The sequence below is a fragment of the Ideonella flava genome (assembly GCF_051857595.1).
Classification (GTDB): domain Bacteria; phylum Pseudomonadota; class Gammaproteobacteria; order Burkholderiales; family Burkholderiaceae_C; genus Ideonella.
Map to the genome: position 1 here is coordinate 233,888 of NZ_JBPZHD010000008.1, position 14,801 is coordinate 248,688.

A 14,801-nucleotide genomic window follows, 5' to 3' on the forward strand; every position below is an offset into this window, starting at 1 on the left:
GCACTCCGCCGGCGTCAGGGCTGCGAGGCCACGGCGGGCAACTTGGGCAGCTTGGAGGTCGCCACGTGCTGCAGGAGGCCATCCACGGACGTGTGCATCACGTCGGTGAAGGGCTTGGGGTACAGCCCCATCACCAGCACCGCGACGGCGAGCATCGCCATCACGAGGAATTCGCGGGCATTGAGGTCGTCCAGCTCCTTCACGTGGGCGTTCGCCACGTCGCCGAAGTAGACGCGCTTGTACATCCACAGGGTGTAGGCCGCGCCGAAGATGAGCGCCGTGGCCGCCAGCACGCCGAGCCAGAAGTTCACCTTGACCGTGCCGAGGATGACCATCCACTCGCCGATGAAACCCGCGGTCCCCGGGAGGCCGCAGTTGGCCATGGCGAACAGCAGCGCGAAGGCCGCGAATTTCGGCATGGTGTTGGCCACGCCGCCATAGGAAGAGATCTCGCGCGAATGCACACGGTCGTAGAGCACGCCGATGCAAAGGAACATGGCGCCTGAGACGAAGCCGTGCGCGATCATCTGCACCAGGCCGCCGGAGACGCCGAGCTCGTTGAAGATGAAGAAGCCCAGCGTCACGAAGCCCATGTGGGCCACCGACGAGTAGGCCACCAGCTTCTTCATGTCCTGCTGGACCAGGGCCACCAGGCCGATGTAGATCACCGCCACCAGGCTCAGCGCGATGATGAACCAGGCGTACTCATGGCTCGCATCGGGCGCGATCGGCATCGAGAATCGAAGGAACCCGTAGGCGCCGAGCTTCAGCATGATCGCGGCCAGCACCACCGAGCCGCCCGTGGGCGCCTCGACGTGGGCGTCCGGCAGCCAGGTATGCACCGGCCACATCGGCACCTTGACCGAGAAGGCCGCGAAGAAGGCGAAGAACAGCAGGGCCTGGGCCGACATCGGCAGCGGCAGCTTGTGCCACACGAGGATGTCGAAGCTGCCGCCCGACTTGTAGTACAGGTAGATCAGCGCCACCAGCATCAGCAGCGAGCCGAGCAGCGTGTAGAGGAAGAACTTGAACGCCGCGTAGACGCGCCGCGGCCCGCCCCAGACCCCGATGATGATGTACATCGGGATGAGGGTGGCCTCGAAGAAGACGTAGAACAGCAGCCCGTCGACCGCCGAGAACACGCCGATCATCAGGCCCGACAGGATGAGGAACGCCCCCATGTACTGGTGCGGACGCTCGGAGATGACCTCCCAGCCGGCGATCACGACGATCACGCTGATGAAGGCCGTCAGCAGCACGAACCAGACGGAGATGCCGTCCACGCCCAGGTGGTAGCGCACGTTGAAGCGCTCGATCCAGGCCAGGTTCTCCTGGAACTGCATGGCCGCGGTGCCGGTGTCGAAGCCGGTGATCAGCGGCAGGGTGACCAGGAAACTGACGATGGCGCCGACGAGCGCAAACCAGCGCGTCGCGCCGGGATTGCTGTCGCGGCCGATGGCCAGCAGCAGGACGCCGAAGGCGATCGGCATCCAGATGGCAACGCTCAAAAGACCCATTGTTGTTCTCCGCCCTCTCGGTTCAATGCGTCAAAGCGCGCATCAGTTCGGGCCACAGTTGCCACGTCATCAGGCCGAAAATGCCCAGCACCATCACCAGCGCATACCACGAGAGGTAGCCCGTCTGGAGGGTGCGCACCACGCCGGCCACCGCCCCGACGCCGCGCGCCGAGCCGTTGATCAGGCCGTCGATCACGCCGACGTCACCGCCCTTCCAGAGCCCGCGGCCCAGGCCTCGGGCTGCGGCGGCGATGATGTTCTCGTTGATCCAGTCCATGTAGTACTTGTTCTCGAGCACCCGCACCACGGGGGCGAAGATGCGCGCGAAGGCCGCCGGGATGCCGGGCTTGACCAGGTAGAACACGTAGGCCGTCACCACGCCGGCCAGCGCCAGCCAGAAGGGCAGCGAGGTGAAGGCATGCAGGCCCATGGCGGTCGCGCCGCTGAACTCGTGCTTCAGCTCTTCCATCGCGGGGTGCAGTTCGTGGTTGACGAAGATCGCCCCCTGGAAGAAGTCGCCGAAGAGCATCGGACCTATCGTCATGAAGCCGATCACCACCGAGGGCACCGCGAGCAGCAGCAGCGGGGCCGTCACCACCCACGGAGACTCGTGCGGCATGTGCACTTCGCTGTGGTCCCCCGGCTCTTCGTGCGCGCCGTGGTCCTCCGGCGGGAAGGGCTTGTGGTGGAAGCGCTCCTCCCCGTGGAAGACGAGGAAGTACATCCGGAAGGAGTAGAAGGCCGTGACGAACACGCCCGCCGCCACGGCGAAGTAGGCGAAGCCCGAACCCGGAAGGTGGCTGGCGTGCACCGCCTCGATGATGGAATCCTTGGAATAGAAGCCCGCGAAGAAGGGCGTGCCGATCAGCGCCAGCGAGCCCAGCAACGAGGTGATCCAGGTCAGCGGCATGTACTTGCGCAGGCCGCCCATGTTGCGGATGTCCTGGTCGTGGTGCATGCCGATGATGACCGAGCCGGCGCCCAGGAATAGCAGCGCCTTGAAGAAGGCGTGCGTCATCAGGTGGAACACGGCCACCGAGTAGGCCGAGGCACCCAGGGCCACCGTCATGTAGCCCAGCTGGGAGAGCGTCGAGTACGCCACCACGCGCTTGATGTCGTTCTGGATGATGCCGAGGAAGCCCATGAACAGAGCCGTGATGGCGCCGATCACCATCACGAACGACAGCGCGGCGTCCGACAGCTCGAACAGCGGTGACATGCGCGTGACCATGAAGATGCCGGCCGTCACCATGGTGGCCGCGTGGATCAGCGCCGAGATCGGGGTCGGGCCCTCCATCGAGTCGGGCAGCCACACGTGCAGCGGGAACTGCGCGCTCTTGCCCATGGCGCCGATGAACAGGCAGATGCAGGTGACCGTGATGACCTGCCAGCCGGTGTTGAGCAGCGTGCCGGCGCCGGCGAGATCCTGGCCCTTGGCGAACACCTCGCTGTAGTTCAGCGAGCCCGTGTAGGCCAGCACCAGGCCGATGCCGAGGATGAAGCCGAAGTCGCCGACGCGGTTGACGAGGAAGGCCTTCAGGTTGGCGAAGATGGCGGTCGGCTTCTTGAACCAGAAGCCGATCAGCAGATAGGACACCAGGCCCACCGCTTCCCAGCCGAAGAACAGCTGCAGGAAGTTGTTGCTCATGACCAGCATGAGCATCGAGAAGGTGAACAGCGAGATGTAGGAGAAGAAGCGCTGGTAGCCCGGGTCTTCCTCCATGTAGCCGATGGTGTAGATGTGCACCATCAGGGACACGAAGGTCACCACGCACATCATCATCGCGGTCAGGCCGTCGATGAGGAAGCCGACCTCCATCTTCAGGCCGCCCACGTTCATCCACTCGTAGACGGTGGCGTTGAAGCGGGCACCATCCAGCGCCACGGACTTCAGCACCATCGCCGAAACGATGAACGAGACCAGGACGCCCAGGATGGTGACCCAGTGGGCGCCGCGCCTTCCGATGGCCTTGCCGAACAGGCCGGCGACGATGGAGCCCGCCAGCGGCGCCAGCGGCACCGTCAGCAACAGGTTCTGGGAGAGTTGTGCAGACATCTTCTTCTCTTGTTCCTCAGCCCTTGAGGCTGTCCAGCTCGTCGACGGCGATGGTCGCCCGGTTGCGGAACAGCACGACGAGGATCGCCAGGCCGATGGCGGACTCGGCAGCCGCCACGGTGAGGATGAAGAACACGAACACCTGGCCGGCCATGTCGCCCAGGTAGTGCGAGAAGGCGACGAAGTTCATGTTGACCGACAGCAGCATCAGCTCGATGGCCATCAGCAGGACGATGAGGTTGCGCCGGTTCATGAAGATGCCGACCACCGACAGGGCGAACAGGATGCCGCCCAGCGTGAGGTAGTGGCCCAGGGTGATGCCGGTCATGCCTGGCCTCCTTCGGCCGTCTTCGCGACGGCAGGGACTTCGATCGTCGGAGGCATCTTCACCAGCCGCACGCGGTCAGCCTTCTTTGCGCGCACCTGCTCGGACGGGTTCTGATAGCGGCTGTCCTTGCGCCGGCGCAGGGTCAGCGCAATGGCGGCAATGATCGCCACCAGCAGCAGGACCGCGGCCACCTGCAGCGGGTACAGGTACTGGGTGTAGACCTCGACGCCCAGCGCGCGGGTGTTGCCCAGCTGGACGACGGCGGGATCGAAAGGCTTGGCCTGCGGCAGGTTGAAGCTGGTCTTGAGCACCAGCGCCATCTCCAGCGAGATCAGCACGCCGACGAAGGCGGCCAGCGGGAAGTGAGTCCAGAAGCCTTCGCGCAAGGCGTCCGTGTCGACGTCCAGCATCATCACCACGAACAGGAAGAGCACCATCACGGCGCCGACGTAGACCAGAACCAGCGTGATGGCCAGGAACTCGGCCTTCAGCAGCATCCAGACGCAGGCCGCGTTGAAGAAGGCCAGCACCAGGAACAGCGCCGCGTGCACGGTGCTGCGCGCGGTGATGACCCGGAAGGCCGACACCAGCAGCACGGCCGAGAAGAGATAGAAAAGGGCGGAGGTGGTATCCATTGTTTTAGCGCGCAGCGTCCGCGGTCAGCGGTACTTGGCGTCGGCCTCCTTGTTGGCGGCGATTTCCTTCTCGTAGCGGTCACCGACCGCGAGCAGCATGTCCTTGGTGAAGTACAGGTCGCCGCGCTTCTCGCCGTGGTATTCGAAGATGTGCGTCTCGACGATCGAGTCGACCGGGCAGCTCTCTTCGCAGAAGCCGCAGAAGATGCACTTCGTCAGGTCGATGTCGTAGCGCGTGGTGCGGCGGGTGCCGTCGTCGCGCACGTCGGATTCGATGGTGATGGCCAGGGCCGGGCACACCGCTTCGCAGAGCTTGCAGGCGATGCAGCGCTCTTCGCCGTTCTCGTACCGGCGCAGCGCATGCAAGCCACGAAAGCGCGGCGAAAGCGGCGTCTTCTCTTCCGGGAACTGCACGGTGATGGTGGGCGACAGGAAATGGCGCCCGGTGAGCATCAGGCCCTTCCACAGCTCCGTCAGCAGGAAGCTGGAAAGGACGTCTTTGAGGGAAGCGACAGCAGACATGGTGTTACTGCCAGATGTTGAGAGGCGACTGGATCCACAGACCCACGACGATCAGCCACACGAGCGTGACCGGGATGAAGATCTTCCAGCCCAGGCGCATGATCTGGTCGTAGCGGAAGCGGGGGAAGGTGGCACGCACCCACAGGAACATCGTGGCGACCATGAAGACCTTGATGGCCAGCCAGATCCATCCGGGGATGAAGCTCAGGAAGGCAAACGGGCTCAGCCAGCCGCCCAGGAACATGAGCACGCACAACATCGAGACCAGGATCATGTTGGCGTATTCCGCGAGGAAGAACATCGCGAACGCCATGCCCGAGTACTCGATCATGTGACCAGCCACGATCTCGGACTCGCCTTCCACCACGTCGAACGGGTGGCGGTTCGTCTCGGCCAGGCCGGAGATGAAGTAGACGAGAAAGATCGGCAGCAGCGGCAGCCAGTTCCAGGACAGCACGCCCAGGCCCATCTCCGCCATGCGTCCCTTGCCCTGCCCCATGACGATCTCGGTCATGTTCAGGCTGCCCGACACCATGAGGACCACGACCAGCGCGAAGCCCATCGCGATCTCGTAGGACACCATCTGGGCCGACGCGCGCAGCGCGCCGAGGAAGGCGTACTTCGAGTTGGAGGCCCAGCCGGCGATGATCACGCCGTAGACCTCCATCGAGGTGATGGCCATCAGGAACAGCAGGCCCGCGTTGACGTTGGCCAGCGCCACGTCGGGGCCGAAGGGGATGACCGCCCAGGCGGCGAGCGCCGGCATGATCGTCATCACCGGCCCGAGGAAGAACAGGCCCTTGTTCGCTGCCGTCGGTCGGATGATCTCCTTGAAGATCAGCTTGACCGCATCGGCGATCGGGGTCAGCAGGCCGGCAGGACCGACACGGTTGGGACCCGGCCGGATCTGCGACCAGCCAATGGCCTTGCGTTCCCACAGCGTCAGGTACGCCACGCAGCCCAGCAGCGGGAGCATCACCACGACGATCTTGATCAGGCTCCAGATCACCGGCCAGGCCACGCCCTGCCACCACGTGGCGGCGATCAGCGTGCTGCCGAACTGGTTGAGTTGGTCGATCATGGTGTTCTTCAGGCTTTCTCGACAGCGATGGCGCCGAACATCGGGCCCAGCGCGGCGGTGTCCGGATGGCCGGCGGGCACGCGCACGGCCCCGGTCGCGAGGCCGGCATCGAGCCGGGCCGGCAAGATCGCCCAGGCGTCACCTTGAGAGACGCGGACCCGGGCGCCTTCGGCGAGGCCGAGTTGATCCCACAGCGCCTTCGGCAGGCTGGCCACCGGCGCCGTCCTGGCATCGGCCGTCAGCTGCAGCGAGACCGCGCGGCGCACCAGCCCATCGGTGCAGTAGATGGGCACGTCAGCCACGCGATGCAGGCCGCCGGGAAGCGCCGCGAGGGGCTGCACCCAGGCAGCGGTCCGGTTCGAAAGGCGATCGCGCAGCGATGCAACGTCACCCAGCGCCTCGGCACGGACCTCCTCCACGGATTCCTGGCCGAAGCCGGCCACGCCGAGAAGATTGCCCAGCACCCGAAGAACCTTCCAGGCCGGGCGGCTGTCGCCCAGCGAGCGGACCACGCCGTGGAAGGATTGCAAACGCCCTTCGGCATTGACGAAGCTGCCGCCCGTCTCGCTGAACGGTGCGATGGGCAGCAGCACGTCCGCGTTGTCGACCGCTGCATCCTTGAACGGCGTCAGGGCCACGACGAGGCCGCTGCCCTGCAAGGCCGTCTTTGCGGCGGCTGCATTGGCGGCGTCGAGCACGGGCTCCACATTCAGCAGCAGCAGAGCCTTCATCGGTTGCGACAGCATCTGGCCCGCGTTCAAACCACCGTTGAGCGGCTGGGCGCCGACGATCTGGGCCCCCACCCGGTTCGCACCGTCGGTCAGGAAGCCGACGGTCGCGCCGGTCTGCTCGCCGAGCCAGTTGGCCAGGCCCAGCAGCGCGGAAGCTTCGGGATGCTGAGCCGCCGCGTTGCCCAGCAGGATGGCCCTGCGCTCGCCGGACATCAGGGCCTGCGCCACGGCTTCGGCCTGCGGGGATTCGCGCCCTGGCGCAGGTGCCTGCACGCCGCGTGCGCTGGCCACGTAGCCGGCCACGTCGGCGAGGGCCTGGGCCCACTCGGCCGGCGCGACGGTGATGCGGGCCGCCACCGGCATGGCCCAGTCATCGGCGGTGGCCGACAAGCTCAGCACGCGGGCGCCATGGCGCGCCGCCTGGCGGATGCGCTGGGCGAACAGCGGATGGTCCTTGCGCAGGAACGAGCCGATGACCAGCACGCGGTCGAGCTTGGACAGCGAGGCGATCGAAGTGCCCAGCCACTGAGCGCCCTCGCCGGCCGTGAAATCGGCGTGGCGCAGGCGATGGTCGATGTTGTCGCTGCCCAGGCCTCGCACCAGCTTGGCCAGCAGGTGAAGCTCCTCGACGGTCGAATGCACGCTGCCCAGCGCGCCCATGCTTTCGGCACCGAACTCTGCCTTGACCCGCTTCAGGCCGTCGGCCACATAGCCCAGCGCCGTGTTCCAGTCCACCGTCTGCCACTGGCCGCCCTGCTTGATCATGGGCTGGGTCAGGCGCGAGGGGCTGTTCAGCGCTTCGTAGCTGAAGCGATCGCGGTCGGCGATCCAGCACTCGTTGACGTCCTCGTTCTCCAGCGGCAGGACGCGCATGACCTGGTGGTTCTTCACCTGCACGACGAGGTTGGAGCCGGTCGAATCGTGCGGGCTCACGCTCTTGCGACGCGAGAGTTCCCAGGTGCGGGCTGAGTAGCGGAAGGGCTTGCTGGTGAGCGCGCCGACCGGGCAGACGTCGATCATGTTGCCCGACAGCTCCGAATCCACCGAGCGCCCGACGAAGGTCGTGATCTCGGAATGCTCGCCACGGTGCTGCATGCCGAGCTCCATGATCCCGGCCACTTCCTGGCCGAAGCGGACGCAGCGGGTGCAGTGGATGCAGCGGCTCATCTCCTCCATGGAGATCAGCGGACCGATGTTCTTGTGGAAGACGACGCGCTTTTCTTCCTGGTAGCGCGAGGCCGAGGCGCCATAGCCCACGGCCAGGTCCTGGAGCTGGCATTCGCCGCCCTGGTCGCAGATCGGGCAGTCCAGCGGGTGGTTGATGAGGAGGAACTCCATCACCGACTGCTGGGCCTTGATGGCCTTGTCGCTCTTGGTGCGCACCACCATGCCCTGCGTCACCGGCGTGGCGCAGGCAGGCATGGGCTTGGGCGCCTTCTCCACCTCGACCAGGCACATGCGGCAGTTGGCCGCGATCGAGAGCTTCTTGTGGTAGCAGAAGTGCGGGATGTAGGTGCCGGCGGCGTCGGCAGCATGCATCACCATGCTGCCTTCCACGACGCTGACCTTCTTGCCGTCGAGTTCGATTTCAACCATGGCGGATGCTTTTAGACGTAGGCCGGGACCATGCAGGTCTTGTGCTCGACGTGGTGGGCGAATTCGTCGCGGAAGTGCTTCAGCATGCCGCGCACGGGCATCGCCGCCGCATCGCCGAGCGCACAGATCGTGCGGCCCATGATGTTCTCGGCCACGTTGTCCAGCAGCGCCAGGTCGTCGGCACGGCCTTCGCCGTGCTCGATGCGATTGACGAGGCGCCAGAGCCAGCCCGTGCCTTCGCGGCATGGGGTGCACTGCCCGCAGGACTCGTGGGTGTAGAAGTAGGACAGGCGCAGCAGGCTCTTGACCATGCAGCGGGTGTCGTCCATGACGATGACCGCGCCAGAGCCGAGCATGGAGCCCGCCTTGGCGATGGAGTCGTAGTCCATCGTGCAGTCCATCATCACCGAGGCGGGCAGCACGGGTGCGGACGAACCGCCGGGGATCACGGCCTTGAGCTTGCGGCCGCCCTTGACGCCGCCGGCCAGCTCCAGCAGCTTCGCGAAGGGCGTGCCCATCGGGATCTCGTAGTTGCCGGGCCGTTCGACGTCACCGACCATGGAGTAGATCTTGGTGCCGCCGTTGTTCGGCTTGCCGCACTCGAGGTACGCCTGGCCGCCGTTGACGATGATCCAGGGCACCGCGGCAAAGGTCTCGGTGTTGTTGATCGTGGTCGGCTTGCCGTAGAGGCCGAAGCTGGCCGGGAACGGCGGCTTGAAGCGGGGCTGGCCCTTCTTGCCTTCGAGCGACTCGAGCAGCGCCGTTTCTTCGCCGCAGATGTAGGCGCCGAAGCCGTGGTGAGCATGCAGCTGGAAGCTGTGGCTCGAACCCAGGATGTTGTTGCCCAGCAGGCCGGCCGCCCTCGCCTCTTCCAGCGCCTCCTCGAAGCGCTCGTAGACATCGAAGATCTCGCCGTGGATGTAGTTGTAGCCGACGGAGATCCCCATCGCGTAGGCGGCGATGGCCATGCCCTCGATCACGATATGCGGGTTGTAGCGAAGGATGTCGCGATCCTTGCAGGTGCCCGGCTCGCCTTCGTCGGAGTTGCAGACGAGGTACTTCTGGCCGGGGAAGGCCCGCGGCATGAAGCTCCATTTCAGGCCGGTCGGGAAGCCCGCGCCGCCACGGCCGCGCAGGCCCGAGCCCTTGACCTCGGCGATCACCTGGTCGGGGGTCATCGGCGAGCCGCCGTGGACGCCCAGCACCTTGCGCAGGGCCTGGTAGCCGCCACGCGCCTGGTAGTCGGCCAGGCGCCAGTTGGCCCCGTTCAGGCCGGCATAGATCTGCGCGCCGACATGGCGGTCATGGAAACAGGTTTCGCGGCCGGTGGCCTGGAAGCGGGAGAGATCGAGCGCCATGGCTTCAGGCCACCTTTCCTTCTTCCGCCCGGATCAGGCCGATCAGCTCGTCGAGCTTGGCCGGCTCCATGTAGCTGAGCATCTGGCGATCGTTGACCAGCATCACCGGCGCATCGGCGCAAGCGCCCAGGCATTCGCACTTGGCCACGGTGAACAGGCCATCGGCCGAAGTGCCGCCATCCTCGATGCCGAGCGATCGGCACAGGTGCTCCAGCGCCTTCTGTCCGTCACGCAGCTGGCACGGCAGGTTGGTGCAGACGTTCAGCTTGTACTTGCCGACCGGCTGCTGGTTGTACATGTTGTAGAAGGTCGTCACCTCGCGCACCGCAATGGCGGGCATGCCGAGGTAGTCGGCGACCTGCGCTTCGGCCTCGGCCGAGACCCAGCCCTGCTCCTGCTGGACGATGGCCAGGCAAGCCATCACGGCCGACTGCCTTTGCTCGGCCGGGTACTTGGCGACTTCCTTCGAGAATCGCTCGAGGGTCGACGCATTGAGCGTCGACGCGCGGGCCTTGGTGGATTCGTTCAAGCTCATCGATCGATCTCGCCAAACACGATGTCCATGGTGCCGATGACCGCGACGGCGTCGGCGATCATGTGGCCGCGCGCCATCTCGTCCAGGGCCGCCAGGTGCGGGAAGCCCGGGGCGCGGATCTTCAGCCGGTACGGCTTGTTCGCGCCGTCGCTGACCAGGTAGATGCCGAACTCGCCCTTGGGGTGCTCGACCGCCGCGTAGGCCTCGCCTTCGGGCACGTGGAAGCCTTCGGTGAAGAGCTTGAAGTGGTGGATCAGCTCCTCCATGCTGGACTTCATGTCCACGCGCGAAGGCGGCGCCACCTTGTGGTTGTCGGTGATGACCGGGCCCGGGTTCTTTCGCAGCCAATCCACGCACTGCATGACGATGCGGTTGGACTGGCGCAGCTCCTCGATGCGCACCAGGTAGCGGTCGTAGGTGTCGCCGTTGACGCCGACGGGAACGTCGAAGTCCATGTTCGCGTAGACGTCGTACGGCTGCGTCTTGCGCAGATCCCAGGCGATGCCCGAGCCGCGCAGCATCGGGCCGCTGAAGCCCAGGTTGAGGGCACGCTCGGGCGACACGACACCGATGCCGACGGTGCGTTGCTTCCAGATGCGGTTGTCCGTCAGTAGCGTCTCGTAGTCGTCGACGTTCTTCGGGAAGCGCTTGCAGAAGTCCTCGATGAAGTCCAGCAGCGAGCCTTGGCGGTTCTCGTTGAGCTTCTTGATCGCCCGCTCGTTCCTGATCTTGTTGACGCTGTACTGAGGCATCGCGTCCGGCAGGTCGCGGTAGACACCCCCGGGACGGAAGTAGGCCGCGTGCATGCGAGCGCCCGACACCGCCTCGTACATGTCGAACAGGTCCTCACGCTCGCGGAAGCAGTAGATGAGGATGTTCATCGCGCCGCAATCCAGCCCGTGCGCCCCCAGCCACAGCAGGTGGTTCAACAGGCGCGTGAGCTCGGCGAACATCACGCGGATGTACTGCGCGCGCAGCGGCACGTCGATGCCCAGCAGCCGCTCGATGGCCAGGCAGTACGCATGCTCGTTGGACATCATCGACACGTAGTCGAGTCGGTCCATGTAGGGCAGCGACTGGATGAAGGTCTTGGTCTCGGCCAGCTTCTCGGTGGCGCGGTGCAGCAGGCCGATGTGCGGATCGGCGCGCTGGATCACCTCGCCGTCGAGCTCGAGCACGAGGCGCAGCACGCCGTGCGCGGCCGGGTGCTGAGGGCCGAAGTTGAGGGTGTAGTTCTTGATCTCTGCCATGACGCTTGTCGGTTCAGTGCAGGCCGCCGTAGTTGTCTTCGCGGATCACGCGCGGCGTGATCTCGCGCGGCTCGATCGTCACCGGCTGGTAGACGACGCGGCGCGTCTCGCTGTCGTAGCGCATCTCGACATGGCCGGAGACCGGGAAGTCCTTGCGCATCGGATGGCCGATGAAGCCGTAGTCGGTCAGCAGGCGGCGCAGGTCCGCGTGGCCTTCGAAGATGATTCCGTACAGGTCGAAAGCCTCGCGCTCGAACCAGTTCGCCGAGTTCCACACGCCTGTGATCGAAGGCACCACGGGCAGGTCGTCTTCGGGCGCAAAGACCTTGACCCGCACTCGCCAGTTCAGGCTCACCGACAGCAGATGCGAGACAACGACGAAGCGCAGGCCATCGGTCGGCTCGTCTCTGTAGACGGACATGTCCATGCCGCACAGGTCGACCAGCTGCTCGAAGCGCAGCCGCGAATCGTCGCGCAGGGTCGCAGCCACCGCGAGCCAGTCGGCGGCTGCCACCGTGATGGTGATCTCGCCGCGATCGCGCTTGAAGTCCTTGATGCGCCCGCCGAGCACGGCTTCTAGCGCCGCCTGCAGGCTGTCGAGTTTCTGGGTCATGCTTGCCTTGGGGCGAACTAGCGCGCGATCGTGTTTTCGCGGCGGATCTTGGCCTGCAGCTGCAGGATGCCGTAGAGCAGCGCCTCGGCCGTGGGTGGGCACCCGGGCACGTAGACATCGACCGGCACGATGCGGTCACAGCCGCGCACCACCGAATAGCTGTAGTGGTAGTAGCCGCCGCCGTTGGCACAGGAGCCCATCGAAAGCACCCAGCGCGGCTCGGCCATCTGGTCGTAGACCTTGCGCAAGGCCGGCGCCATCTTGTTGCACAGCGTGCCGGCGACGATCATCAGATCGCTCTGGCGCGGGCTCGGCCGGAACAGCATGCCGAAACGGTCGATGTCGTAGCGCGCCGCGCCCGCATGCATCATCTCGACCGCACAGCAGGCCAGACCGAAGGTCATGGGCCACAACGAACCGGTCTTGGACCAGTTCACCAGCTTGTCGACCGAGGTGGTGACGAAGCCTTCTTTCAGTACGCCTTCAATACCCATTGCAGTAGTCCAATGCGTCGCGGCCGTGCGGGCCGAGCGCGGGGCCGCTCCCGAGCCGGCCCGCCTCCCGTCCGGGGGAGCGGCCGACATGCTCGTCAGACGGGGGGCACCATCATTCCCAGTCGAGAGCGCCCTTCTTCCATTCGTAGATGAAGCCGACGACGAGGATGGCCAGGAAGACCATCATGGCCCAGAAGCCTGACGCGCCGATTTCCTTCAGCGAGACCGCCCACGGGAAGAGGAACGCGATCTCGAGGTCGAACAGGATGAACAGGATCGCCACCAGGTAGTAGCGAACGTCGAACTTCATGCGAGCGTCTTCGAAGGCCTCGAAGCCGCATTCATACGGAGAGTTCTTTTCGGCGTCCGGCCGGTTGGGCCCGAAGACAAAGCCGAGGATCTGGGGCAGCACGCCGACCGCCGCGCCGACCAGGATGAAGAGGATGACGGGCAGGTAGGGTTGCAGGTCCATGGTCGGGTGTTCCGGCGGTCGTCAGTGATCCCATCCGGCCATGAGAAAGGCGCGCGGCCCGACTGGTTGAAGCTTCGCCTCAACCCACCGAACCTTGCGCGCCCGGCTCTGCCCTGCCTGTGTCAGGGCGCTCGGTCAGACGCCGGATGAGGGCCTGCCCGAGGAAAGATCTGGTGCCGACGGCGAGACTCGAACTCGCACAGCTTTCGCCACTACCCCCTCAAGATAGCGTGTCTACCAATTTCACCACGTCGGCGCTTTCACAAGCCTTGCAAGGCCCCCTTGCGGAACCTTGCAGGCCCGCTTGGGCTCAAGCCGTTCAGCTGGCATGAGGATCGCTCACTGAACAGCCTAAGATTCTAGCCGGAATATGAAGCCGTCCCGAGGGTTTTGCCGCATCGACGCACCATCCTTATGCGTTCCTGATACAGCCCCCGTCGGCGACTCACTGGGTCGGGATCGCCGGGCCCGCCGAGGCAGCGGGAGCCGGGACGGCGGCGGAACCTGCCGCCGAAGCCGGGGACGCGCTGATTGCGGGGCGATCGAGCACGCTGCCGTCGGGCGCCGCCTGGTTCGAACCGCCGGACAGGAAGGCCAGCCCCAGCGTGGCGACGAAGAAGACGCTCGCGCAGACCGCCGTGGACCGCGAAAGAAAGTTCGCGCTGCCCGTGGCACCGAACAGGCTGCCCGAGGCGCCGCTGCCAAACGAGGCGCCCATGTCGGCTCCCTTGCCGTGCTGCACGAGCACCAAGCCGATCATGGCGATGGCCGAAAGCATCTGCAGCACGACCAGCAGGTTCATCCAGATTTGCATGTTGTGAAGACTCCGAAAGATCTCTTGAGTTGCTTGCGCCGGGCGGGTCAGCCCGCAGCGCGGCAGATGGCGACGAAGTCGGCGGCCTTCAGCGAAGCACCGCCGATCAACCCGCCATCGATGTCGGGTTGGGCGAAAAGAGCGGCTGCGTTGTCGGGCTTGACGCTGCCGCCGTAGAGGATCTGCATGTCGTCCGCGTGAGGCGTGGCCGCGCGAAGCTGGGCGCGCAGCAGCGCGTGCACGGCCTGGGCCTGTTCGGTCGTGGCCGTCCGGCCGGTGCCGATCGCCCACACCGGCTCGTAGGCCACGACCATCTCGCCTGCGCAGTGGCCCAGGGTGTGGATGACGGCGGACAGCTGGCGCTTGACGACCATGTCCGTCTCTCCGGCCTCGCGCTGGGCGAGCGTCTCGCCCACGCAGACGATGGGCGTCACGCCGCGGGCCAGCGCCGCCTTCGCCTTGTCGGCGACCAGCTGGTCTTCCTCGCCGTGGTAGGCGCGGCGCTCGGAATGGCCGACGATGACGTAGCGGCAACCGAACTCGTGCAGCATGCCGGCCGAAACCTCGCCGGTGTAGGCACCCTGCTCATGCACCGAGCAATCCTGCGCACCCCACCGGATGTCGCTACCCGCCAGGGCCACCGCCGTTTCCGACAGGTAGGGGAACGGCACGCAGACCGCCACGTCGCAGGCATAGGGCCGCGCGCCGACGATGCCGGCCAGCAACTCGGCGTTGGCCTTGTGGCTGCCATGCATCTTCCAGTTGCCGGCCACCAGATTGCGTCGCATCTTTTCGTGTC

Annotated in this window: 15 protein-coding genes and 1 tRNA gene; all 16 read right to left on the bottom strand. The window is 65.7% G+C overall.

All coding sequences use genetic code 11. The features are described from left to right. Positions 1 to 14 precede the first annotated feature (14 nt). On the bottom strand, positions 15 to 1,517 hold the full coding sequence (locus ACS5PM_RS18790) for an NADH-quinone oxidoreductase subunit M (protein ID WP_439389200.1): 1,503 nt from the start codon (positions 1,515 to 1,517) through the stop codon (positions 15 to 17). Between the two features lie 22 nt (positions 1,518 to 1,539). Further along, complete coding sequence (nuoL, locus tag ACS5PM_RS18795; protein ID WP_439389201.1) at positions 1,540 to 3,573, bottom strand: NADH-quinone oxidoreductase subunit L; 2,034 nt, start codon at positions 3,571 to 3,573, stop codon at positions 1,540 to 1,542. A 16-nt stretch (positions 3,574 to 3,589) separates the two neighbouring features. After that, positions 3,590 to 3,901, bottom strand: coding sequence for an NADH-quinone oxidoreductase subunit NuoK (gene nuoK, locus ACS5PM_RS18800; protein ID WP_439389202.1), 312 nt, complete (start codon positions 3,899 to 3,901; stop codon positions 3,590 to 3,592). After that, positions 3,898 to 4,536 carry an NADH-quinone oxidoreductase subunit J gene (locus ACS5PM_RS18805; RefSeq protein WP_439389203.1) on the bottom strand — a complete coding sequence of 213 codons (639 nt, stop codon included), beginning with the start codon at positions 4,534 to 4,536 and terminating at the stop codon, positions 3,898 to 3,900. The genes nuoK and ACS5PM_RS18805 overlap by 4 nt, the downstream gene beginning before the upstream one ends. A 24-nt stretch (positions 4,537 to 4,560) precedes the next feature. Further along, on the bottom strand, positions 4,561 to 5,058 hold the full coding sequence (gene nuoI / locus ACS5PM_RS18810; RefSeq protein WP_439389204.1) for an NADH-quinone oxidoreductase subunit NuoI: 498 nt from the start codon (positions 5,056 to 5,058) through the stop codon (positions 4,561 to 4,563). 4 nt (positions 5,059 to 5,062) lie between these two features. Next, positions 5,063 to 6,139: an NADH-quinone oxidoreductase subunit NuoH gene (nuoH, locus tag ACS5PM_RS18815; RefSeq protein ID WP_439389205.1), complete on the bottom strand. Its 1,077-nt coding sequence runs from the start codon at positions 6,137 to 6,139 to the stop codon at positions 5,063 to 5,065. An 8-nt stretch (positions 6,140 to 6,147) separates the two neighbouring features. Next, positions 6,148 to 8,466: an NADH-quinone oxidoreductase subunit NuoG gene (gene nuoG / locus ACS5PM_RS18820; RefSeq protein WP_439389206.1), complete on the bottom strand. Its 2,319-nt coding sequence runs from the start codon at positions 8,464 to 8,466 to the stop codon at positions 6,148 to 6,150. A gap of 11 nt (positions 8,467 to 8,477) precedes the next feature. Beyond that, the gene (gene nuoF, locus ACS5PM_RS18825; RefSeq protein ID WP_439389207.1) at positions 8,478 to 9,824 is read right to left on the bottom strand and encodes an NADH-quinone oxidoreductase subunit NuoF; all 1,347 of its coding nucleotides are present in this window, start codon (positions 9,822 to 9,824) and stop codon (positions 8,478 to 8,480) included. A gap of 4 nt (positions 9,825 to 9,828) precedes the next feature. After that, complete coding sequence (locus ACS5PM_RS18830) at positions 9,829 to 10,359, bottom strand: NADH-quinone oxidoreductase subunit NuoE family protein (RefSeq protein WP_439389209.1); 531 nt, start codon at positions 10,357 to 10,359, stop codon at positions 9,829 to 9,831. Continuing rightward, complete coding sequence (locus ACS5PM_RS18835; protein ID WP_439389210.1) at positions 10,356 to 11,609, bottom strand: NADH-quinone oxidoreductase subunit D; 1,254 nt, start codon at positions 11,607 to 11,609, stop codon at positions 10,356 to 10,358. Before ACS5PM_RS18835 ends, ACS5PM_RS18830 begins: the two co-directional genes overlap by 4 nt. 13 nt (positions 11,610 to 11,622) lie before the next feature. Then, positions 11,623 to 12,222, bottom strand: a complete 600-nt coding sequence (locus tag ACS5PM_RS18840; RefSeq protein ID WP_439389211.1) for an NADH-quinone oxidoreductase subunit C — start codon at positions 12,220 to 12,222, stop codon at positions 11,623 to 11,625. Positions 12,223 to 12,239: 17 nt separating this feature from the next. Beyond that, positions 12,240 to 12,716 (bottom strand): NuoB/complex I 20 kDa subunit family protein, encoded by a 477-nt coding sequence (locus ACS5PM_RS18845; RefSeq protein ID WP_328577948.1) that lies wholly within the window; start codon positions 12,714 to 12,716, stop codon positions 12,240 to 12,242. 112 nt (positions 12,717 to 12,828) lie between these two features. After that, entirely contained in the window at positions 12,829 to 13,188 is a 360-nt protein-coding gene (locus ACS5PM_RS18850) for an NADH-quinone oxidoreductase subunit A (protein ID WP_439389212.1), read from the bottom strand. Positions 13,189 to 13,359: 171 nt separating this feature from the next. Continuing rightward, a tRNA-Leu gene (locus ACS5PM_RS18855) sits at positions 13,360 to 13,444 on the bottom strand. A 189-nt stretch (positions 13,445 to 13,633) separates the two neighbouring features. Next, the gene (secG, locus tag ACS5PM_RS18860) at positions 13,634 to 14,002 is read right to left on the bottom strand and encodes a preprotein translocase subunit SecG (protein ID WP_439389213.1); all 369 of its coding nucleotides are present in this window, start codon (positions 14,000 to 14,002) and stop codon (positions 13,634 to 13,636) included. 47 nt (positions 14,003 to 14,049) lie between these two features. Further along, positions 14,050 to 14,790, bottom strand: coding sequence for a triose-phosphate isomerase (tpiA, locus tag ACS5PM_RS18865; RefSeq protein WP_439389214.1), 741 nt, complete (start codon positions 14,788 to 14,790; stop codon positions 14,050 to 14,052). Between the last annotated feature and the right edge of the window lie 11 nt (positions 14,791 to 14,801).